Genomic DNA, 19,602 nt, shown 5'->3' with positions numbered 1-19,602 from the left:
CGGCCGGCCTGCGAACAGGGTGTCGCAGGACTGTCCGTCCAAGGAACATCCCGCCGCGCGTCGTCGTTGAGCGAGGATGAATCTGGGCAGTCTCGAAGGCGCGGTGGCGCCGATCCTGGGCGCGGTGATCGCGGGCGGTGTGATCGGTTTCGAGCGGGAATGGCGCGGAAGACCGGCCGGCCTGCGCACCCACATATTGGTCAGTTTGGCCTCGGCTCTGCTGATGCTTGCGGCCATGTCGCAGGCGGACTGGGCGTTCCGCGCCCTGCCCGACGAGAACATCGTCACCGATCCGACGCGGATGGCGCACGGCGTGCTGACGGGGATCGGCTTCCTGTGCGCGGGCGTGATCTTCCGCACCGGCTTCTCGATCCACGGCCTGACCACGGCGGCGTCGCTGTGGATCACATCGGCGATCGGCATTCTGTTTGGCGCGGGCCTGTATGCGCTGGGCGCGGCGGCGACGGTTGTGACGGCCCTGATCCTGATCGGGCTGAAGCTGATCAGCCGGCGGCTGCCGGCGCGAACGGTGGTGGACGCGGAAGTGTGCTGGGAGCGGCGCGAGGCGTCGCCCGAGCCAGCCATCGAAGGGGCCTTGCGGGCGATAGACGCGGAGGTGCGGCACGACACGTTCGAACTGATCGACGAGGGGCGGACCGTGCGGCGGACGTGGCGGTTAAGGGCGGCGGAGGAAAGTCAGCTGAAGCGGCTGGCGGAGCAGCTGTGCGCGATACCCGGCGTGGTCGCCTACAGCCTGGACCCGCGCGACGACTGAAAACCGTTCATTGCCCGATAACTCTCTTTGCGGCATGAGGGGAACGGATGGCGAACGAACCTGTCAGAATCATAGGCCTGGACCCCGGTCTGCGACGCACCGGCTGGGGGGTAATCGTGTCCGACGGCGCGCGCTTGAGGTGGGTGGCGCACGGGGTGGTCAGTCCGCCGGAGAGCGCGCCGTTCAGCGAGCGGCTGCTGCATCTGTTCGAGGCGCTGGGCGTGATCTGCGCCGACCACGGCTGCGAGGAGGCGGCGGTGGAGGAGGTGTTCGTCAACGTGAACCCGTCCTCGACCCTGAAGCTGGGCCATGCACGGGCGGCGGTGATGCTGGCGCCGGCCAAGCTGGGGCTGACGGTGGCGGAATATTCGCCGAACCTGATCAAGAAGGCGGTGGTGGGCGCGGGGCACGCGGACAAGAGCCAGATCGCCTTCATGGTGAAGCGGCTGTTGCCGACAGCGGGCGACGTGAAGGCGGACGCCGCCGATGCGTTGGCCGTGGCCATCACCCATGCGCAACTGAGGAAACGGGCCTTGCTGGAAGCGATGCATCGGGGGGCGGCGTGATCGGGCGTTTGCGGGGCGTGCTGGCCGAGGTCGGGGAGGCGGATTGCCTGATCGACTGTGCGGGCGTGGGCTATGTCGTGTCGTGCGGGGCGCGGACGCTGGGACGGTTGCCGGCGCCGGGCGACGAGGCGACGGTGCATGTGCATTCGCAGTGGAGCGAGGACGCGGGGCCGCGCCTGTACGGGTTCCTGACGCGCGACGAGCGGCGGGCCTTCACTACCCTGCTGGCCATCCAGGGCGTGGGGCCCAAGGCGGCGCTGGCGGTGCTGGACGTGCTGCCGCCGGGCGAACTGGCGGGGGCGGTGGCGCGCGAGGACAAGGCGGCCGTGGCGCGGGCGAACGGCGTGGGGCCGAAACTGGCGCTGAGGATCGTGACCGAGCTGAAGGGCAAGCCGCTGGGCGACGTCAGTTTCGCGCCGACCGCGCCGGGGATGCATGTCGAGATCGCGCCGCCTGCGCCGTCCATCACCGGCGAGGCGGTGTCGGCCCTGCTGGGCCTGGGCGTCGCCGAGGTCAATGCGCGCCGGGCCGTGGATCAGGCGCTGATTCGGCTTGAGTCGAAAAACGGGGGCGACGAGGCCGAACTGCCCGCCGTGATCCGGGCGGCCTTGCAGGAGTTGGGGCGGTGAGAACGGAACGCTCCCCAGGTTTCGGGCCAGGTTCAAGGGCGGCGGGGTTGAGCCGGGTGCGTGACGCGGCCTATGCGGACGCCCCCCCGAAACGTCAGAGTGGATTTGACAATGAACAAGAAACTGCAGGTCGTGATCGTCTTCGCCGTCGGTCTGATCGCCATGGTGGTCGGCTACGTGGTCCTGAAGGGGCTGTAGGCCTGTCGCGTCGGGGAGCGGTGCGATGAGCGATGACAGACTGGTCGCCGCCGACGCCGCCCCCGGCGAAGCCTATGACCGCGCGCTGCGGCCGCAGACGCTGGCGGAGTTCGTTGGCCAGTCGCAGGCCAAGGGCAATCTGAAGGTCTTCATCGACGCCGCGCGGGGCCGGGCCGAGGCGCTGGACCATGTGCTGCTGTTCGGGCCGCCGGGACTCGGCAAGACGACGCTGGCGCAGATCGTGGCGCGCGAGCTGGGCGTGGGGTTCCGGGCCACATCCGGACCGATCCTGGCCAAGGCGGGCGATCTGGCGGCGATCCTGACCAATCTGGAGCCGCGCGACGTCCTGTTCATCGACGAGATCCACCGGATGAGCCCGCTGGTGGAGGAGATCCTGTATCCGGCGATGGAGGACCATGTGCTGGATCTGATCATCGGCGAGGGGCCGTCGGCGCGCTCGGTGCGGATCGATCTGGCGCCCTTTACGCTGGTCGGGGCGACGACGCGGGCGGGTCTGCTGGCGACGCCGCTGAGGGACCGGTTCGGGATTCCGCTGCGGCTGGAATTCTACAGCCCCGAAGAACTGACGGCGGTGGTGCGCGGCACGGCGCGCAAGATGGGGGCGGCCATCGACGAGGACGGCGCGCGCGAGATCGCGTCGCGGGCGCGCGGCACGCCCCGGATCGCCGGGCGGTTGCTGCGCCGGGTGCGGGACTTCGCCTCGGCCGAGGGGGCGGAGACCATCTCCAAACTGGTGGCGGCGCGGGCGCTGGCGCGGCTGGAGGTGGATGAGGCCGGGCTGGACAGTCTGGACCGGCGGTTCTTGAAGGCGCTGATCGAGAACTACGGCGGTGGACCGGTGGGGATGGACACTTTGGCGGCCGCCATCGCCGAGGCGCGCGACGCGGTCGAGGACGTGATCGAACCCTATCTGATGCAACAGGGCTTCATCATGCGCACCCCGCGCGGACGGGTGGCCTGCGCCAAGGCCTATGCCCACCTGGGGCTGGGCGAGCCGCCCAAGGTTCCCGGAAACCCGACGCCGGGCGACCTGTTCGAGTGAAGGTCGCCTTCGATCCGGGCAAGGATGCGAGCAATCGCGAGAAGCATGGATTGTCGTTGGCCCGTGCCGGCGAAATCGATCTCCGCGCCGCCTTCGTGCTTGCGGACGAGCGTCAGGATTACGGCGAGCCACGATGGCGGGCCTATGGTATGTTGGATGGGCGGCTGCACATGCTGGCCTTTACCTTCCGGGACGGGACGTTGAGGGCCATCAGTCTGCGGCGCGCGAACGCCAAGGAGAACAAACGCTATGGCTGATCCGAAACTCAGCCTTGATCAGAGCGATTACGAAGACGTCGAGATTGACGATCAAGACAATCCGGAATGGACGGACGAGGATTTCGGCAAGGCGCAGCCTTTGCGGGACGTGCTGCCCGACCTCTATGCTCAACTCGACGCCGAACGGGAGGTGGCGCTGAAGCTGTCGCCGGACACCATTCGCGCCTTCGCCGAAGAGGGCGAGGATTGGCGCGAGCGGATGGCGGATGCGCTGACGGAAGCCGCTCGCAAGAAGCATGCGGCCTGATTGGGGCCGGTCGGGGCCTGATCTCCAATAGGCGGTTGCCAAGCGGGGCGGGCGGGGGTTTGCTGGGGGCGAACCGGAGCCGTCCCATGATCCTGCGCACCTTGGCCGTCCTGGCGCTCGCAGCCGGCCTGACCGTTCTGGCTCCGCCCGCCCGCGCTGCGGCGCCTGTGTTCAACGACAAGGCCTGCCCCAGCGACTGGCCGACGGGTCTGCGCGAGGTGCGGTGCGGGATGCTGACGGTAGACGAGGCGCGTGACGGGAGCGTCAGCGACCGGCGCATCGACGTCGCCGTGGTGCTCATCAAGGCCAGCGCGCCGTTCAGGGACGCTTCGGGACAGGCGCTGCCGCCGATGGTGATGTTCCATGGCGGGCCGGGTGGCGCGTTGACGCCTGGGGCGGGGCGGATGCTGGGGGCGTTGCGCCGCAATCCCGAGGCCTTCGCCGTGGATCAGGACGTGATCCTGTTCGATCAGCGCGGGGGCGGGGCGAGCAGGCCGTCGATGGACTGTCCGGGGGTGCAACTGACCGACGCCGGGCCGCCGTCCGACGCGGATCGCGACGGGCTGATCGCCTGTCTGAAGGGGTATCAGGCGCAGGGCGTCGATCTGAACCAGTACAACGCCGCCGCCATCGCCGACGATGTGAAGGACATGGTCCAGGCGCTGGGCCTGACGAAGATCGACCTGTGGGGCGGGTCGTACGGGCCGCGCATCGAGGCCGCGGTGATCACCCATCAGCCCCAGATCGTGCGCGCCGCCGTGATGGACAGCCCCTGGCCGCCCGAGGGCAACTGGGCCGTCGGCACGCCGGAACAGGTGTCGGCGGCGGTGAAGATCATCCTGGCCAAATGCGCGGCCCAGACGGCTTGCGCCTCCCAGCATCCCGACCTTCAGGCGCGGTTCGAGGTCGAGGCGCGCAAATGGCTGGCGGGACCGTTGACGGGCAAGGACGGGCGCACGTTTACCATCGATGACCTTGCGGCCTTTCTGATGGACACGACCTATAGCGCCACGGGGGTGCGGGGGCTGCCGGTCGATCTGGACAAGATCATCGCCGGCGACCTGAGCCCCGTCGCCGAGATCGCCGAGGACCGGACCTATTATTTCGAGGGCCAGCACATGGCGCACCTGTGCAAGGAGGAGCTGCCGTTCGAGTCCAAGGCGCGGCTGGTTGCGGGCGCGGCGGGCGATCCGGTGGCCGAGGTGCTGGTCCCGTCGCTGTCGCGTCTGTTCGACGTCTGTGCGGCGGTGGGCGAGCGGCCGGCCGATCCGATCGAGAACCTGCCGGTCCAGACCGACATCCCAACCCTGTTCGTCGCCGCCGAAATCGATCCGGGCTGTCCGCCGCCCCTGACCGAGGCCGCCGCCAAGGGTTATTCCCACAGCCAGGTGGTGATCGTGACCAACGCCACCCACGGCGTCATCAACGCCAGCCCCTGCACCCGCAAGATGGCGCGCGACTTCCTGCGTGATCCGTCGAAACCGGTGGATCGCAGCTGCCTGCCGGCCGCCGATACGCCGCTGGACTTCACCTTGGATACGCCCGCCGCATGAAGATGACGCCGCATCGCAGCCCGCGACAACGGTGGACGATGATCGCGGCGGCGGTCGTTCTGGCCCTGTGCGCCGTCGCCGCCTGGGTCGCCATGCGGCCGGCGAACGCGCCCTCGCCCGAGCCGGCCTCGACACGGGTCACGCGCCAGATCCGCATACAGGCGGGCCCCGGCGCCGAGCTGCGCTATGCCGAGGCGGGGCAGAGGCGGGCGGTGTGCGGCTATATGGGGCGGGTCGCGGGCGGTCCGGCGGTGGGCTTCGTGTCGATCCCCAACCGCATCCTGTTCAGCGACGATCCCCTGCCGACCGAGTTTCGCGAGATGCGACAGCGCTATTGCCCCGGTTTCATGCAGGGGCCTACGCAGCCGTCTCCGGTGCGCTAGACTGCACGGATGAGCATCGACCAACCCACCGCCGGCCGTTTCGAGGGGCGCGACCACCTGTTGCCGGTGCGCGTCTATTACGAGGACACCGATTTCACCGGCCTGGTCTATCACGCCAACTATGTGCGCTATTTCGAGCGGGGGCGGTCCGACTTCTTGCGCGCTATCGGGGTGGGGCATGCCGACCTGCTGGAGGAGGCCGAGCCGCTGGCCTTCGTGGTGGCCGAGATGAACATCAAATACCTCAAGCCCGCGCGGATCGACGACGCCCTGGTGGTGCGCACGATCTACGAAGAGGTGAAGGGGGTGCGGCTGATCATCCGCCAGAGCGTCGAGCGGGCGGGCGAGGTGCTGTGCCGCGCCGAGGTGACGGCGGTCTGCATCCACCTGGACGGACGGCCGCGGCGACCGTCGAAGGGCCTGGTCGAGAAGGTGACCCCGTGGCTGGCGGCGAGTGCGGGCGCCGATTAAAGTTCGCTCAAACGAGGGGAAACGTCATGGCTGCCGAAACCTACAAGATGTCCACCAGCGCGGTGGTCGTCACGGTCCTGCTGTTCCTGCTGCTGATCGGCGGCGGGCTGGTGGGCTGTCCCTATTACAAGGTCTGGGAACGCAAGATGGCGGGCCAGGCCGAGCTGCAATACCAGCAGGGCGCGCGTCAGGCGCTGATCGCCCAGGCCGCCGCAGAAGACGAGGCGGCGATCAAACGGGCCGAGGCGGCGACGCGCCGAGTGCTGGGCTGGACCGATGCGGCCAAGCGCGGCTGCGCCGAACTGGGCCGAGCCGGAGACCGTCTGTGCGAGGAACAGCTGCTGCGCGACGCCGCCACCTATTCCATCGCCAAGGAAGGCCACGAGGGCGTGATTATCAGCGTCGGCGCCCCGGTGGCCGTCGCGGTCGATCCGACGCGTGGATCGGGCGCGGAATAACCCTCTGTTAACCCTTATGACGCGCCTGTCAGATGACGGGCGGTCGGGTCGGAGCTAAACGGGCCGCACGCCACACAATGGTCACGTCCGCTGGGTCGAAGAGGGCGTGAACGAACTCGATTCCGCCCGGAGCGCCTGAATGACAATGCCCATCGACGCCTCGATGATGAACCCCGTCGAGCTGTTCATGACCGCCGACTGGGTGGTGAAGACGGTGATGATCGGGCTGGCGGCGGCCTCGATCTGGTCGTGGACCATCATCATCGACAAGGCGGTGCGGTTCACGGCTTTGAACAAACAGGCCGACGACTTCGAAAAGGCGGTCCAGTCGGGCCGGTCGCTGGAGGACGTCGCGGCACAGGCCGGGCCGGCGCCGGACCACGCCCTGCCGCGCATGCTGGTGATCGCCCTGTCGGACTGGCGCGAGGCGCGTCAGCGCGGGGCGCTGAACGAACACCAGGGCGACCTGCTGATGACCCGCATCGACCGGGCGATGAACAGCCTGATCACGCGCGAGAGCCAGCGCATCGAGAACGGTCTGGGCGTGCTGTCGGTCGTGGCGACCGCCTCGCCCTTCATCGGCCTGTTCGGCACGGTGTGGGGCATCATGAATGCGTTCGGCCGTATCGCGGCGGCGGGCAACACCAATCTGACGACGGTGGCGCCGGCCATCGCCGAGGCCCTGTTCGCTACGGCCATCGGCCTGGCGGCGGCCATCCCGGCCTATATCGCCTACAACAAGTTCTCGATCGACGCGGGCAAGTTCTCGAATCGGCTGGAGGCGTTTGCGGACGACCTGCAGGCCGCCGTGGCGCGCCGCCTGGGCAGCCCCTCGGCCCCGCCGCCTCCGCCCGTGGCGTCCAGCGACCTCAGCCTGAAGCGGGGCGGCTGAGCCATGGCCCTGGGCGGTGGTTCGAGCGGCGGCGGCGGTCGTCGGGGACGGCGGGGGCGTAAAGGCCCTCTGACCGAGATCAACGTCACGCCCCTGGTGGACGTGATGCTGGTGCTGCTGATCATCTTCATGATCTCGGCGCCGTTGCTGACGGTCGGGGTGCCGGTCGAACTGCCCAAGACCGAGGCCAGCGCGGTCGAGATCAAGTCGGAACCCCTGTCGGTCAGCATCGACCAGCAGGGTGCCATCTTCGTCGGCGACAGCGAGACGGCGTTCGACGCCCTGTCGGCGCGCCTGCTGACCGAGGCCGGCGGCGCAGAACAGGCGGCCGAACGGCCGGTGTTCGTGCGGGCCGATGGGCGCGCGCCCTATCAGGCGGTGGCGCGGGTGATGGCGCGGTTGAGCGCCTCGGGCTTCACCAAGCTGAACCTGATCACCGACACGGCGCCGGAGGCCTGAGCCCCTTGCGTCGTCCCAGCCCCGCGATCCTCGGATCCCTCGCCCTGCATGCCGGGGTGATCGCGCTCGCCTTCGTGACGTTTTCGCACAAGGTGGACGAGGACGAGACGCCGCTGGTGGCCTCTGTGCCGGTGACCATCGTCTCGGAGGAGGTGGTGCAGGCGGCACCGGCCGACAATCCGCAGCCCGAACCCTCGCCCGATGACGCCGCGACCGCGCCGGTGCAGCAGCCCGATCCGGTTCCGCCGACGCCCCAGCCGACGCCGCCCCAGCCCGTGCCGCGTCCGACCCCGACGCCGCCACGGCCCACGCCGGCGCGGCCGACGCCTGCTCCGACGCCGACCCCCACGCCGCGTCCGACGCCGCCGCGCCCGACGCCGCCCCGGCCCCAGCCGCCCACGCCTGCGCCGCCGACCAAGGCCCCGACCAATCCGCGCCCGGCGACGCCCGCGCCCGCCCGTCCGGCGCCGCAACGGCCCGAGCCGAGCCTGGACCTGGACGCCCTGGCCGGACCGACGCGCCCGACCAACAATCGCGGCCGCCCGGCGACGGGTCAGCAGGGGGCGGGGACTGCGTCCCAGGCGACGGGACCGCAGATCACGGCCATCTTCAATCAGGTCTATCCGAACTGGATCCTGCCCTGCGACATCCCCGGCGCGGACCAGCTGCGGATCCAGGTGGAGCTGACCCTGTCGGCTGACGGGCGGATCACGCGCGGGCCCAGCCTGATCAACGCCCAGTCCTCGAACGTCTATCGCGCCGCCGCCGACGGCGCCCTGCGCGCCCTGCGCCAGACCGCGCCGTTCGACGTGCCCCAGGGCTTCCCCGGCGGCGTCTATCGGCCGACGTTCAACACCGAACGGGCGTGCCGCAATCGCTGATCCGCCGAACCCCCGGACTGCCGTCCCGAATATGGCCCTATTCCCCGTGAAGCTGGCGAAAGTCGAACGGCCCGGCGATAAGGGGCGGCGATCCTTCGAGACTTATGGGAGCATCTGATGCGTCTGAACCTTCTTCTGGCCTCCGCCGCCGCCCTGGCTTTGGCCGCACCGCTGACGACGGCGGCCCAGACGCCTCAAATGACGCCTCAACAGAGCCAGCCCGTCGAGGTCGAGATCGATCAGGGCGTGTTGCGGCCGCTTCAGATCGCGGTCGTGCCGTTTGCGGGGACGCACGGGTCGGACATCTCGAACGTGGTCAGCGGCAATCTGAAACGGTCGGGCTTCTTCGAGCCCTTGAACCCGTCCAGCTTCATCGAGACGGGGCTGACGCTGGCCAATGCGCCGAACTTTTCGCAGTGGACCCAGATCGGGGCGCAGGCGGTGCTGTACGGCGGGGTGACGACGCGCGGCGACGGGCGGCTGGACGTGGGCTTCCGCCTGTATGATCCCTACCGCCAGTGCCAGCTGGTCAGCTATCAGTTCACCGCGACGCAGGAACAGTGGCGCCGGATCGCGCACAAGATCTCGGACGTCATCTATCAGCGGATGACGGGCGAGAGCGGCTTCTTCGATTCGCGCGTGATCTTCGTGTCCGAAGAGGGCACGCAGCTGAATCGGATCAACCGCCTGACCATCGCCGACCAGGACGGGTTCAACCCGACCTATCTGACCCAGGGCGACGAGGTGATCATGTCGCCGCGCTTCTCGCTGTCGCAGCCGGACGAGATCACCTATGTGGCGCTGGGCAAGGACTACAGCCGCATCTATCTGTACAATCTGACGACCGGCCGGCGCGAGAGCCTGGGCGAGTTCGACGGTCAGGTGCTGGCGCCGCGCTTTTCCAACGACGGCAACAAGATCGCCTTCTCGATCATCCGGGGCGGAAACACCGACGTCTATGTGATGGACCTGAGAAGCCGTCAGATCACGCGCCTGACCAACGATCCCGGCATCGACACCTCGCCCTCGTTCAGCCCGGACGGCAGCCAGATCGTCTTCACCTCGGACCGTTCGGGGTCGGCGCGCCTGTATGTCATGCGCTCGGACGGATCGGGCCAGCGGCCGATCTCGCGCGGGGGCGGCCTGTATACGGCGCCGTCGTGGAGCCCGACCGGCAATCTGATCGCCTTCACCAAACAGGGCGGCGGCCAATTCTCGACCGGGGTTATGAACGCGGACGGATCGGGCGAGCGCATCCTGTCGTCCAGCTATTTCGAGGAAGGTCCGAACTGGGCGCCCAACGGCCGCTACGTCATGTTCGCGCGTCAGACGCGCGGCGGCGATACGCGTCTGTGGACCGTGGACCTGTCGGGCCGGGTGGTGTCGCAGGCGGGCTATAACGGGCGCGGCACCGACCCCGCCTGGTCGCCGCTGCTGGACCGCCCGCCGACCAATCTGGGCACGAACCAGGGGGCGGACGCCTGTCCGTCGTAAACCCCACGCCGATCACGTCGGAGCCTTAAAGCTGAACTGTGCGTTATCGCCTCTGGCGCCGAAAAATTGCCCAAGGCAGACAGTATCGCCAAGCTTGAGGGCTGCGGCCTCGCATAAGAAACACCGTCAGGAGACGACCTCATGAAGACTTCCCGCATTCTCAAGCTGGCGATGGTGGGCTGCGCCGTCGCCGCCATGGCCGCCTGCACCCGCAAGCCCCCGGTCGAGACCGGCGTGCCTGGTCCGAACGACGGCACGACGCAGCCGACGGGCCCCGCCTATCCGACCGCCCCGACAGGCCCTGTGACCGGCGGCGAGATGGGTTCGGCCGCGCCGGGCACCGAGCAGGACTTCGTCGTCAACGTCGGCGACCGCATCTATTTCGACCTGGACTCCTATGAGGTCCGTCCCGAGGCCATGCCGCGCCTGGACGCCCAGGCCCAGTGGCTGCAACGCTATCCGTCGGTGACGATCCGCATCGAAGGCAATGCCGACGAACGCGGCACGCGCGAATACAACCTGGCCCTGGGCGCGCGCCGCGCCGAGTCGGTGCGGACCTATCTGATCAACCGGGGCATTCCGGCGGGTCGGATCGACACCATCAGCTTCGGCAAGGAGCGGCCTATCGCGGAAGGGTCGAGCGAGGATTCGTTCGCGCGCAACCGCAACGCCCACACCGCCATCGTGTCGGGCGCGCCGCGCTAAACAGCGAAAGACAGCTGATTATCGAGAGAGGCGTCGATCCCGGTCGGCGCCTCTTTTCGTTTCCGCGCTTGTCCTGACGCCGGGCGGGCGGCAAGAACGTCGCCGTAAGGATCGGGGGATCAGGACATGGATATCGAAGGGGCGGGCGGCGTCGTCACGGGCGGCCTGATCGCGGGGGCGATCGAGAAACCGACGGGCAAGGCGGGCGAGGAACACGCGCACGGCGTCTGTTCCGACTGCGGCGCGCAGACCAGCGGCAATTTCTGCGCTGAGTGCGGCCAGCCGACCCACGTCCACCGCACCCTGCTGCACCTGGGCGAAGAGCTGCTGCACGGGGTCATGCATTTCGACGCCCGCATCTGGCGCACCCTGCCGCTGCTGTGGCTGAACCCCGGCCGACTGACGCGCGAATGGGTCGAGGGGAAACGGTCGCGCTATGTGTCGCCGCTGGCGATTTTCCTGTTCACCCTGTTCGTGATGTTCTTCGCGCTCAGCTTCATGCCGCACCCCGAATCCAAGACCGGCGAGGCGGCGGAGATGAGCGAGCGGATCGCCGCCCAGCGGGTCGGTCTGGCCGAGGCCGAAAAGGCGCTGGTCCAGCTGCGCGCTGAGAGCGCCGCCCAACCTGCCCCGACGATGCAGATGGCGATCAACGCCGGACAGAAGCTGGTCGACGACCGACGCACAGCCCTGGCCCGGCTGGAGGTCGAACAGCGTGACGGCCGCGCCGACGGGCTGAAGCCCGGAAGCTGGCAGGCCAGCATCAAGGATATGGCGACCGGCGAAGCCGGCGAGACCAAGCTGAAGGTCGTCGGCCAGGACGCGAACAAGGAAGGCCACGGCGTCGGCGCCACGGTGCTGAAGAAGCTGCAGAACCCGGACCTGGCGTTCTATAAATTGCAGCAGACGATGTACAAGTTCGCCTTCCTGCTGGTGCCGCTGTCGATCCCGTTCGTGGCCCTGCTGTTCCTGTGGAAGCGCGGGTTCACCCTGTACGACCACGGGGTCTATGTCCTGTATTCGCTGACCTTCATGGCCATGCTGCTGATGCTGATGGTGCTGTCGGCGACGCTGGCGGGGTGGCTGGGGCAGATCGTCATCACCCTGGGGGTGCTGGCCGTGCCGGTGCATATGTTCGCCCAGATGAAGTGCGCCTATTCGTTGTCCTGGTTCTCGGCCCTGTGGCGGACGACGGCGTTGTTGGTGTTCTGCAACATCGTGGTGGGGCTGTTCGTGACGGCCATCGTCTATCTGGGGCTGGGTCACTGAAGACCGGCCTTGCGGCGGCCCCAAATCGGTGAAAGCTAGACGAATGACCAAGCTCTTGATCTCTCGTGCTCACCTTCTCGCCGCCGCCGCCCTTCTTGCTACTTCGGGTGGGGTCGTCCTGATCGGCGGCGCCGCCGTCGCGCAACAGTCCCAGCCCAACATCATGGAGCGGACCGAGTGGGACAATCGCCGCCTGGACCAGCTGGACCGCAATGTGCGCCGGCTGGAGCGCGCCCTGACCCAGAGGAACGCCGCCGGTCAGCCCGTGCTGGTCGAGCCGGACCCCGAGGTGGTGACGCTGCAGGGGCAGTTCGCCCTGATGGATCGGCGGCTGGGCGATCTGGAGGCCACGGTGCGCCGGATCAACGGCGACAACGAGCGGCTGACGTTCCAGCTGGATGAGGCGACGCGCGACAACCAGGCCCTGACCGCACGGCTGACCGAGACCGAGGCGCGTCTCCAGAAGCTGGAAACGGCGGCCGAGCTGAATGCGCCGATCGAGGCGACCTCGCCGACCGGCGATGCGACGCGGGATCTGGCGGCGGCGGTGGCCCTGCTGTCCAGCGACCGGCCGCGCGGGGAGCGGGCGCTGGAGACGGTGATCGCGGCCTGGCCCGATACGCCGCAGTCGCGCGAGGCCAACTCGCGCTTGGGCGACCTGCGGGTCGCAGCCAACGACAAGGCGGGGGCGGTGCCCTATTACGCCGCCGCGCTGAAGGACTGGCCGCGCATCGGCTGGGCGGCGGACACGACGCTGAAACTGGCCGACGCCCTGTTTGCGACCCAGAGGAAACCGCAGGGCTGTGCGGCCCTGGGCGAGTTCACCCGCCGCTATGCGCCCGCCGCCTCTGACCCGCAGAAGGCGCGGGCCGCGCAGTTGAAGACCACGGGCGGGTGCGCCTGACGCCCGACAATGATCTGACGGCGCGAGCGTTCGCGCGGCTGGATGCACGACTGACGCGAGATACGGAGCGGCCTGTCGCCTTGGCCCTGTCGGGGGGCGGGGATTCCATCGCCCTGTTGCGGCTGGCGACCGACTGGGCGCAGTCGCGTGGGCGGCGCGTGCTGGCCCTGACTGTGGATCACCGGCTGAATGCGGAGAGCGGCGGCTGGACGGCGTTCGCTGGAGAGGCCGCGCAGGCGGCGGGGGCCGACTGGCGCGCGCTGAGCTGGGACGGGGACAAGCCGAAGACCGGGCTGACGGCGGCGGCGCGGGCGGCGCGGCATGGGCTGATCGCCGATGCCGCGCGCGAGGCGGGGGCGCGGGTCGTGCTGTTCGCCCACACCGCCGACGACATCGCCGAGGCCGATCTGATGCGGGCGCAGGGCTCGACGCTGGGGCGGGTGCGCGAATGGTCGCCGTCGCCGGCGTGGCCGCAGGGGCGGGGGTTGATGCTGCTGAGACCCTTGCTGGGCGAGCGACGCGGGGTGTTACGGGACTGGCTGGTGCAGCATGGGGCGGACTGGATCGAGGACCCCGCCAACGCCGATCCCAGGTTCGGGCGCAGCCGGGCGCGGCAGGCTCTGGCGGGGCGGGCGCCGGATGTGTCGGATGACGGGCGTGTCGAGGCGGGGCGCGGGCTGGCGATGGACGGCGAGACGATGGTGCGCGCAGACCGCGACATCGGAGCGCGGGCGCTGGCGGCGGCTCTGGTCTGCGTCGGTGGCGGGGGGACGCCGCCGCGTGGCGCGCGGCTTCAGGCTCTGACGACGCGGCTGAAGGCGGGCGAGGAATTCGCTGCGACCCTGTGCGGCGCGCGGGTCGAGGCGGCCGGTGATGGGGTGCGGGTGATGCGCGAGGCGGGCGAGCTGGGGCGGCGGGGGACGGCTCCGCTGGTGCTGGCGCCAGGCGTCGAGGCGGTGTGGGACGGGCGTTTCGCCTTTCGCGCCGAACAGGCGGGATGGTCGGTCGAGGCGGCGCGGGGGCGGCTGGCGAGCCTGTCGGAGGCCGACAGGGCCTGGATCAATCGCCTGCCGACGGCGACACGCGGAGCCTGGCCTGTGTTGATCAGGGACGCAGGCTTGGCGCCGGTTCTTGCAGGCGAAGGGGTCGAACGGCGCGCGCTTGTCGCGGAACGGCTCAGGCTGGCGCTGGACGAAACGACGCACGAAGACGACCTGATTTCCGCCACCCGATAGCGTAACGCTGATTAAGCTCCTATTTTCCCAGGCAGACACATCCAGACCGTCGACCCACTCGGGTTCGCGGACGACCGAGGACCTCAATGAACCTGCGTAATCTGGCGATCACCGGCGTGATCATCCTGGCGCTTCTGGCAGGCTACGCCGCCCTGTCCCAAGGCGGGGCCATGAATGGCGTGGCGGGCCAGCCGCCCGGCGGCAAACCCGAAGTGATGAGCTATTCCGAACTGGTGCAGCGGGTGAACGCCGGCGACGTCAAGCAAGTCACCATCCGTCTGGACAAGGTGAACGGCGAGCTGAAGAACGGCGACCGCTTCACCTCCACGACCGTCTATCCCAACGAACAGCTGGTGGCCCAGATGCTGGCGGCCAACGTCGAGATCGACGCCAAGTCGGGCGGCCAGTCGATCTGGATGAGCCTGCTGCTGGGCATCCTGCCGATCGCGCTGCTGATCGGGGTGTGGATCTTCTTCATGCGCCAGATGCAGGGCGGGGCGAAGGGCGCCATGGGCTTCGGCAAGTCCAAGGCCAAGCTGCTGACCGAGCACAAGGGCCGCAAAACCTTTGACGACGTGGCCGGCGTGGACGAGGCCAAGGACGAACTGCAGGAGGTCGTCGACTTCCTGAAGGATCCGGGCAAGTTCCAGCGCCTGGGCGGCAAGATCCCCAAGGGCGCGCTTCTGGTGGGCCCTCCCGGCACCGGCAAGACGCTGCTGGCCCGTGCGGTCGCGGGTGAAGCCGGCGTGCCCTTCTTCTCGATCTCGGGCTCGGACTTCGTCGAGATGTTCGTCGGCGTCGGCGCGTCGCGGGTTCGCGACATGTTCGAACAGGCCAAGAAGAATGCGCCCTGCATCATCTTCATCGATGAGATCGACGCCGTCGGTCGTCATCGCGGCGCCGGCCTGGGCGGCGGCAACGACGAGCGCGAACAGACGCTGAACCAGCTGCTGGTCGAGATGGACGGCTTCGAAGCCTCCGAGAACATCATCCTGATCGCCGCCACCAACCGTCCCGACGTGCTGGACCCGGCCCTGCTGCGTCCCGGCCGTTTCGACCGTCAGGTGGTGGTGCCGAATCCGGACGTCTCGGGCCGCGAACGCATCCTGCGCGTCCACATGAAGGACGTGCCCCTCGCCGCCGACGTCAACACCAAGACCATCGCGCGCGGCACGCCCGGCTTCTCGGGCGCCGACCTGGCCAATCTGGTCAATGAGGCGGCGCTGACGGCGGCCCGCAAGGATCGTCGCATGGTCACCCAGCGTGACTTCGAAGACGCCAAGGATAAGGTGCTGATGGGCGCCGAGCGTCGCTCCATGGCCATGAACGAGGAAGAAAAGCGCCTGACCGCCTATCACGAGGCCGGTCACGCCATCGTCGCCATGAACGTCAAGATGGCCGACCCTGTCCACAAGGCGACCATCGTCCCGCGCGGCCGGGCGCTGGGCATGGTCATGCAGTTGCCGGAAGGCGACCGCTATTCGATGAAATACCAGCAGATGATCGACCGGATCGCCATCATGGCCGGCGGTCGCGTGGCCGAGGAACTGATCTTCGGCAAGGAGAACATCACCTCCGGCGCCTCGTCGGACATCGAACAGGCGACCAAACTGGCCCGCGCCATGGTCACCCGCTGGGGCTTCTCCGAGAAGCTGGGCACGGTGGCTTACGGCGAGAACCAGGAAGAGGTCTTCCTGGGCCACTCGGTCGCCCGCAGCCAGAACGTCTCGGAAGAGACGGCCCGCACCATCGACGAAGAGGTTCGTCGTCTGGTGTCCGCAGGCTGGGACGATGCGCGTCGCATCCTGACCACCAAGGCCGAGGACCACGAGAAACTGTCCCAGGCCCTCTTGGAATACGAGACGATGTCGGGCGAGGAGATCAAGGACCTGCTGGAGAAGGGCGTCGCGCCGAACCGCGACGAGAACAACTTCCCCAACGCCGGACCTTCGGTCTCGGTGCCGGTGACGCCGGTGTCGGACGGAACCGACATCGAGGTGCCGGTCGCCGCCCCCGCCGCGACCAGCGTGCCGACGGTTCACTGAACCGAGGTTCAGGTCTAAATGAAGAAGCCCGCCGGGAGAGCGATCTCCCGGCGGGTTTTTCTTTGGGACGATGCCCTCTCTCTACGCCGTCATCCTCGGGCTCGACCCGAGGATCGGCTGCGGATCGGGCTCTGCGGCGCCTTTGACGAAATGCGGCCACGCCGTCACCCTCGGGTCGAGCCCGAGGGTGACGGCGTAGGTGTGACGAACAAGTTTGTATTACAGACAAGTCTATGACATATGGTGCTCTCAATCTGAGGAGGGGGCGTCATGTCGGTGTCTGGAAGGGATCAAGCCGAGCGGCTGCACGGGCTCGATGCGTTGAGGGGCGGTGCGCTGTTGCTTGGCGTCGTGCTGCACGCCAGCCTGTCCTTCTTCCCGCAGCAGATCTGGATCGTGGCGGACGACAGTCGGTCGATCGGCGCGGCGTGGCTGTTTTTCGCCATCCATCTGTTTCGGATGACGGCCTTCTTCCTGATCGCAGGCCTGTTCGCCCATATGATGCTTGCGCGGCGGGGCTGGATCGGGTTCGCCAAGGATCGGGCGATGCGGATCGCCGGGCCGTTGGCGGCCTTCTGGTTTCCGGTCATGGCGGGGATCGTCTTGGCCCTGGTCTGGAACGCCCATGCCAACGGTCTTGTCACGCCGGGCGCGCCGCCGCCCCCGCCGCCGACCTACGACTGGACCAACTTTCCGCTGACCCATCTGTGGTTCCTGTGGGTGCTGACGCTGTTCTACGCCGCCGTGCTGATCCTTCGCGCGGTCTTCTCTGCGGTGGATCGCAAGGGGCGGTTGGGGCCGGTATTGGACACGATCACCGGGGGCCTGGTCGGACCCTGGACGCCCGTCGGGCTGGCCGCGCCGCTGGCCTTGGCCCTGTGGCTGGACCCGAAATGGATCGCCTTCTTCGCCGTGCCGACGCCGGATGCGGGCGTGATCCCGCACACCTCGGCCCTGGTCGGGTTCGGCCTCGCCTTCGGTCTGGGCTTCATGCTGGATCGTCGGCGCGACCTGCTGGGGCGGATCGCCAGATGGTCGCCGTTGTTCCTGATCGTGGCGGCGATCTCGGGCGTCGCCGCCTATGTCCTGGCGGGCGGACCGAACATTGCGCCGATGACCGCGCCGACCGGCGCCAAGGCGCTGGCCGCCGCCGTGACGGCCCTGGCGGTCTATGCCTCGGCCCTGGCCGCCATGGGGCTGTGCCTGCGGTTCCTGTCGGGACGCAGCCCGGTCCGGCGCTACCTCTCGGACGCCTCCTACTGGGTCTATATCGTGCACCTGCCGCTGGTCATGCTGGCCCAGGTCTGGGTGCAGGACTGGGCCGGCCCGTGGGGGCTGAAACTGGCCGGCGTTTCGCTGGGCGTCTTCGCCGTCTGCCTGGTCTCGTACGAACTGCTGATCCGCCACAGTTTCATGGGCCGCTGGCTGAACGGGCGACGCGTGCCGTGGCGCAACAAGCCGACGCCCGCCCTGGTCCCCGCCGAATAGCTTGCCAACCCCGACGGCGGCGTTCATCCGAGAACGTGCGCCGGTCGCACAGGAATCACGCCGATGTCCGACAAGTCCCGCAGCACGCCCGAAGCCGACCTGGCCTTTCTGAAGGCCATCGTTCAGGGCGGAAACAATCCCAAGGCGACCCTGACGCTGGGCGTGGCCTATTTAGCCGGCGGCCTGCTGTACGGGCTGCAGTGCCTGTTCCACGTCGGCCAGGCCGTCGGCTGGGTGCGCTGGCCGGGCCTGGCCAATCTGGCCTTCGTGATCGGGATCACCGTGGCCTTCCTGATCGTGCTGACCTGGGCCATCCGAGAGGATCGCAAGATCGGGACGGCGGGGCCCATCGTGACCCGGACCCTGAATGCGGCCTTCAGCGGGGCGGGCATGGCGAACCTGGCGATCATCATCGTGTTCGGCGTCGGCGCGGCGCGGGACAAGGATTTCGCCGTCTGGCTCTATTATCCGGCGATGATCTTCGCCCTGCAGGCGGCGGCCTGGTTCGTGGCCTGGAACCTCAGGAAGAAGCCCTGGATGCTGGCGGCTTCGATCGGGGGCTGGATCACGGCCGTGGCGCTGGGGCTGCTGGTGCGCGAGCCGGTGATCTACCTCTATGTCTGCACCGCCGCCCTGTTCGCCCTCTTCGCCGGGCCGGGCTGGATCATGACGCGCGCGGCCTTGCAGACGCGCGCCGTCGATGCGGACGCCGGCTGATCCATGGGGCTGAACGATCTCGGCAGGATCGACGAGGTCATCCACGGCCGCATGCGGCTGGGGATCATGGTCTATTTAGCCGACGCCGAGGCCGCCGACTTCACCGAGTTGAAGACGGTGCTGGAGGCGACGCAAGGCAATCTGTCCGTCCATATCAAGAAGCTGGAGGAGGCGGGCTATGTCGCCGTGGCCAAGAGCTTCGTGAACAACAAGCCTCTGACCCGCGTGTCGATCACGCCCGCCGGCCGCAAGGCCTTCGCCGCCTATCTGGAGGCGTTGGGCGGACTGATCGGGCGTTAGTCGCCGCCGAGTGTTTCCGGGTGCTCTACCATGACCGGCGTCAGTCGGCGTTCCGCGCCCGAGGGGTCGGTCCAGTCGATGGTGTGGCCTTCCACCAGGCCGATCAGGCCTGCGCCGACGTGCGACAGGACCGAGACCTTGCCGGCGTCGATGTCGGCCTGATGCGGCAGGACGATCTGGATGCGGCGCGGCTCGGGCGAGCGGCTGTCGATATAGTGCAGCCAGCGGTGAAGCGGGGTGGCGCCGGACGGGCGGTCGCCGGGGGTGCAGACGATGGCGCGCTCAAGCTCTTGTTGCAGCAGTCCGGCGACGCCCTCGCCGGGCATGTCGCCCACGAGGCGGGACAGGGCGTCGAAGTCATCGGCGCTGAGGAAGATGTCGGGACGGGCGGATGTGGCGGTGGAGGGGGTCATGGAAGGTCTCTCGCTTGATCGCGAGCGTCCGCACGCCGTGACATGACGGCGAGGGCGCTGGCGGTTTTCAGGGGGTGGATCGATGCCCGGAACGGGGCGAAAGGCGCGCGGCCGTTCCGGGTCAGTCGCCTGCGACGAGGCGTCCTGCGTAAGAAAGGCGTCGAGCCTGGCTGACGGGC

Annotated in this window: 23 protein-coding genes; 22 read left to right on the top strand and 1 reads right to left on the bottom strand. The window is 68.5% G+C overall.

Annotation, left to right across the window (positions count from 1 at the left end; genetic code table 11):
• Positions 1-76 precede the first annotated feature (76 nt).
• The 22 genes from ACP7BH_RS13830 to ACP7BH_RS13725 all read left to right on the top strand — a co-directional run bounded on the left by ACP7BH_RS13830 (position 77) and on the right by ACP7BH_RS13725 (position 19,010).
• Entirely contained in the window at positions 77-775 is a 699-nt protein-coding gene (locus ACP7BH_RS13830) for an MgtC/SapB family protein (RefSeq protein WP_425986115.1), read from the top strand.
• A gap of 47 nt (positions 776-822) precedes the next feature.
• Complete coding sequence (gene ruvC / locus ACP7BH_RS13825; RefSeq protein WP_425986114.1) at positions 823-1,341, top strand: crossover junction endodeoxyribonuclease RuvC; 519 nt, start codon at positions 823-825, stop codon at positions 1,339-1,341.
• Complete coding sequence (gene ruvA, locus ACP7BH_RS13820; protein WP_425986112.1) at positions 1,338-1,970, top strand: Holliday junction branch migration protein RuvA; 633 nt, start codon at positions 1,338-1,340, stop codon at positions 1,968-1,970. Before ruvC ends, ruvA begins: the two co-directional genes overlap by 4 nt.
• Before the next feature lie 223 nt (positions 1,971-2,193).
• Positions 2,194-3,231: a Holliday junction branch migration DNA helicase RuvB gene (ruvB, locus tag ACP7BH_RS13815; RefSeq protein ID WP_425986110.1), complete on the top strand. Its 1,038-nt coding sequence runs from the start codon at positions 2,194-2,196 to the stop codon at positions 3,229-3,231.
• Positions 3,228-3,488 carry a BrnT family toxin gene (locus ACP7BH_RS13810; RefSeq protein ID WP_425986108.1) on the top strand — a complete coding sequence of 87 codons (261 nt, stop codon included), beginning with the start codon at positions 3,228-3,230 and terminating at the stop codon, positions 3,486-3,488. Before ruvB ends, ACP7BH_RS13810 begins: the two co-directional genes overlap by 4 nt.
• Complete coding sequence (locus ACP7BH_RS13805; RefSeq protein ID WP_425986106.1) at positions 3,481-3,756, top strand: BrnA antitoxin family protein; 276 nt, start codon at positions 3,481-3,483, stop codon at positions 3,754-3,756. Before ACP7BH_RS13810 ends, ACP7BH_RS13805 begins: the two co-directional genes overlap by 8 nt.
• Positions 3,757-3,842: 86 nt before the next feature.
• A complete protein-coding gene (locus ACP7BH_RS13800; RefSeq protein WP_425986104.1) occupies positions 3,843-5,309 on the top strand; it encodes an alpha/beta hydrolase in 1,467 nt (488 codons plus the stop codon).
• Positions 5,306-5,692: a hypothetical protein gene (locus ACP7BH_RS13795; protein ID WP_425986102.1), complete on the top strand. Its 387-nt coding sequence runs from the start codon at positions 5,306-5,308 to the stop codon at positions 5,690-5,692. Before ACP7BH_RS13800 ends, ACP7BH_RS13795 begins: the two co-directional genes overlap by 4 nt.
• 9 nt (positions 5,693-5,701) lie before the next feature.
• Complete coding sequence (ybgC, locus tag ACP7BH_RS13790) at positions 5,702-6,163, top strand: tol-pal system-associated acyl-CoA thioesterase (RefSeq protein WP_425986101.1); 462 nt, start codon at positions 5,702-5,704, stop codon at positions 6,161-6,163.
• Between the two features lie 26 nt (positions 6,164-6,189).
• Positions 6,190-6,621, top strand: coding sequence for a hypothetical protein (locus ACP7BH_RS13785; RefSeq protein WP_425986099.1), 432 nt, complete (start codon positions 6,190-6,192; stop codon positions 6,619-6,621).
• A 139-nt stretch (positions 6,622-6,760) separates the two neighbouring features.
• Complete coding sequence (tolQ, locus tag ACP7BH_RS13780; RefSeq protein WP_425986097.1) at positions 6,761-7,513, top strand: protein TolQ; 753 nt, start codon at positions 6,761-6,763, stop codon at positions 7,511-7,513.
• A 3-nt stretch (positions 7,514-7,516) separates the two neighbouring features.
• A complete protein-coding gene (locus ACP7BH_RS13775; protein WP_425986095.1) occupies positions 7,517-7,972 on the top strand; it encodes an ExbD/TolR family protein in 456 nt (151 codons plus the stop codon).
• A gap of 5 nt (positions 7,973-7,977) precedes the next feature.
• Positions 7,978-8,853 (top strand): hypothetical protein, encoded by an 876-nt coding sequence (locus ACP7BH_RS13770; RefSeq protein WP_425986093.1) that lies wholly within the window; start codon positions 7,978-7,980, stop codon positions 8,851-8,853.
• A 117-nt stretch (positions 8,854-8,970) separates the two neighbouring features.
• Positions 8,971-10,347 (top strand): Tol-Pal system beta propeller repeat protein TolB, encoded by a 1,377-nt coding sequence (tolB, locus tag ACP7BH_RS13765; protein ID WP_425986092.1) that lies wholly within the window; start codon positions 8,971-8,973, stop codon positions 10,345-10,347.
• Positions 10,348-10,488: 141 nt separating this feature from the next.
• On the top strand, positions 10,489-11,052 hold the full coding sequence (gene pal, locus ACP7BH_RS13760) for a peptidoglycan-associated lipoprotein Pal (protein ID WP_346494213.1): 564 nt from the start codon (positions 10,489-10,491) through the stop codon (positions 11,050-11,052).
• 126 nt (positions 11,053-11,178) lie between these two features.
• Positions 11,179-12,321 (top strand): DUF3667 domain-containing protein, encoded by a 1,143-nt coding sequence (locus ACP7BH_RS13755; protein ID WP_425986090.1) that lies wholly within the window; start codon positions 11,179-11,181, stop codon positions 12,319-12,321.
• 43 nt (positions 12,322-12,364) lie between these two features.
• On the top strand, positions 12,365-13,225 hold the full coding sequence (locus ACP7BH_RS13750) for a tol-pal system protein (protein ID WP_425986088.1): 861 nt from the start codon (positions 12,365-12,367) through the stop codon (positions 13,223-13,225).
• Complete coding sequence (gene tilS, locus ACP7BH_RS13745; RefSeq protein WP_425986086.1) at positions 13,216-14,460, top strand: tRNA lysidine(34) synthetase TilS; 1,245 nt, start codon at positions 13,216-13,218, stop codon at positions 14,458-14,460. Before ACP7BH_RS13750 ends, tilS begins: the two co-directional genes overlap by 10 nt.
• Positions 14,461-14,546: 86 nt before the next feature.
• Positions 14,547-16,505, top strand: coding sequence for an ATP-dependent zinc metalloprotease FtsH (gene ftsH, locus ACP7BH_RS13740; RefSeq protein WP_425986084.1), 1,959 nt, complete (start codon positions 14,547-14,549; stop codon positions 16,503-16,505).
• A 270-nt stretch (positions 16,506-16,775) separates the two neighbouring features.
• A complete protein-coding gene (locus ACP7BH_RS13735) occupies positions 16,776-17,993 on the top strand; it encodes an acyltransferase family protein (protein ID WP_425986083.1) in 1,218 nt (405 codons plus the stop codon).
• 63 nt (positions 17,994-18,056) lie between these two features.
• On the top strand, positions 18,057-18,710 hold the full coding sequence (locus ACP7BH_RS13730) for a hypothetical protein (protein WP_425986081.1): 654 nt from the start codon (positions 18,057-18,059) through the stop codon (positions 18,708-18,710).
• 3 nt (positions 18,711-18,713) lie between these two features.
• Positions 18,714-19,010, top strand: coding sequence for a winged helix-turn-helix domain-containing protein (locus ACP7BH_RS13725; RefSeq protein WP_425986079.1), 297 nt, complete (start codon positions 18,714-18,716; stop codon positions 19,008-19,010).
• On the opposite strand, the gene ACP7BH_RS13720 is transcribed toward ACP7BH_RS13725, so the two are convergent.
• Positions 19,007-19,423 carry a GreA/GreB family elongation factor gene (locus tag ACP7BH_RS13720; RefSeq protein ID WP_425986077.1) on the bottom strand — a complete coding sequence of 139 codons (417 nt, stop codon included), beginning with the start codon at positions 19,421-19,423 and terminating at the stop codon, positions 19,007-19,009. The two genes, ACP7BH_RS13725 and ACP7BH_RS13720, sit on opposite strands and share 4 nt — an antisense overlap.
• Positions 19,424-19,602 lie beyond the last annotated feature (179 nt).

The sequence above is a fragment of the Brevundimonas sp. TWP2-1 genome (assembly GCF_049897645.1).
Classification (GTDB): Bacteria; Pseudomonadota; Alphaproteobacteria; order Caulobacterales; family Caulobacteraceae; genus Brevundimonas.
The sequence above is the reverse complement of the archived record's forward strand: the minus strand, read 5'-3'. Positions and strand labels throughout refer to the sequence as shown.

What these genes read in the sequence shown, in the direction of transcription:
- ACP7BH_RS13805 (WP_425986106.1), top strand. Translation starts at nt 3,481, where the DNA reads ATGGCTGATCCGAAACTCAGCCTTGATCAGAGCGATTACGAAGACGTC.
- tolQ (WP_425986097.1), top strand. Translation starts at nt 6,761, where the DNA reads ATGACAATGCCCATCGACGCCTCGATGATGAACCCCGTCGAGCTGTTC.
- ACP7BH_RS13800 (WP_425986104.1), top strand. Translation starts at nt 3,843, where the DNA reads ATGATCCTGCGCACCTTGGCCGTCCTGGCGCTCGCAGCCGGCCTGACC.
- ACP7BH_RS13725 (WP_425986079.1), top strand. Translation starts at nt 18,714, where the DNA reads ATGGGGCTGAACGATCTCGGCAGGATCGACGAGGTCATCCACGGCCGC.
- ACP7BH_RS13735 (WP_425986083.1), top strand. Translation starts at nt 16,776, where the DNA reads ATGTCGGTGTCTGGAAGGGATCAAGCCGAGCGGCTGCACGGGCTCGAT.
- ftsH (WP_425986084.1), top strand. Translation starts at nt 14,547, where the DNA reads ATGAACCTGCGTAATCTGGCGATCACCGGCGTGATCATCCTGGCGCTT.
- ACP7BH_RS13785 (WP_425986099.1), top strand. Translation starts at nt 6,190, where the DNA reads ATGGCTGCCGAAACCTACAAGATGTCCACCAGCGCGGTGGTCGTCACG.
- ACP7BH_RS13720 (WP_425986077.1), bottom strand. Translation starts at nt 19,423, where the DNA reads ATGACCCCCTCCACCGCCACATCCGCCCGTCCCGACATCTTCCTCAGC.
- ACP7BH_RS13795 (WP_425986102.1), top strand. Translation starts at nt 5,306, where the DNA reads ATGAAGATGACGCCGCATCGCAGCCCGCGACAACGGTGGACGATGATC.
- tolB (WP_425986092.1), top strand. Translation starts at nt 8,971, where the DNA reads ATGCGTCTGAACCTTCTTCTGGCCTCCGCCGCCGCCCTGGCTTTGGCC.
- ACP7BH_RS13755 (WP_425986090.1), top strand. Translation starts at nt 11,179, where the DNA reads ATGGATATCGAAGGGGCGGGCGGCGTCGTCACGGGCGGCCTGATCGCG.
- ACP7BH_RS13730 (WP_425986081.1), top strand. Translation starts at nt 18,057, where the DNA reads ATGTCCGACAAGTCCCGCAGCACGCCCGAAGCCGACCTGGCCTTTCTG.
- ruvB (WP_425986110.1), top strand. Translation starts at nt 2,194, where the DNA reads ATGAGCGATGACAGACTGGTCGCCGCCGACGCCGCCCCCGGCGAAGCC.
- ybgC (WP_425986101.1), top strand. Translation starts at nt 5,702, where the DNA reads ATGAGCATCGACCAACCCACCGCCGGCCGTTTCGAGGGGCGCGACCAC.
- ruvC (WP_425986114.1), top strand. Translation starts at nt 823, where the DNA reads ATGGCGAACGAACCTGTCAGAATCATAGGCCTGGACCCCGGTCTGCGA.
- ACP7BH_RS13750 (WP_425986088.1), top strand. Translation starts at nt 12,365, where the DNA reads ATGACCAAGCTCTTGATCTCTCGTGCTCACCTTCTCGCCGCCGCCGCC.
- ACP7BH_RS13830 (WP_425986115.1), top strand. Translation starts at nt 77, where the DNA reads ATGAATCTGGGCAGTCTCGAAGGCGCGGTGGCGCCGATCCTGGGCGCG.
- pal (WP_346494213.1), top strand. Translation starts at nt 10,489, where the DNA reads ATGAAGACTTCCCGCATTCTCAAGCTGGCGATGGTGGGCTGCGCCGTC.
- ACP7BH_RS13775 (WP_425986095.1), top strand. Translation starts at nt 7,517, where the DNA reads ATGGCCCTGGGCGGTGGTTCGAGCGGCGGCGGCGGTCGTCGGGGACGG.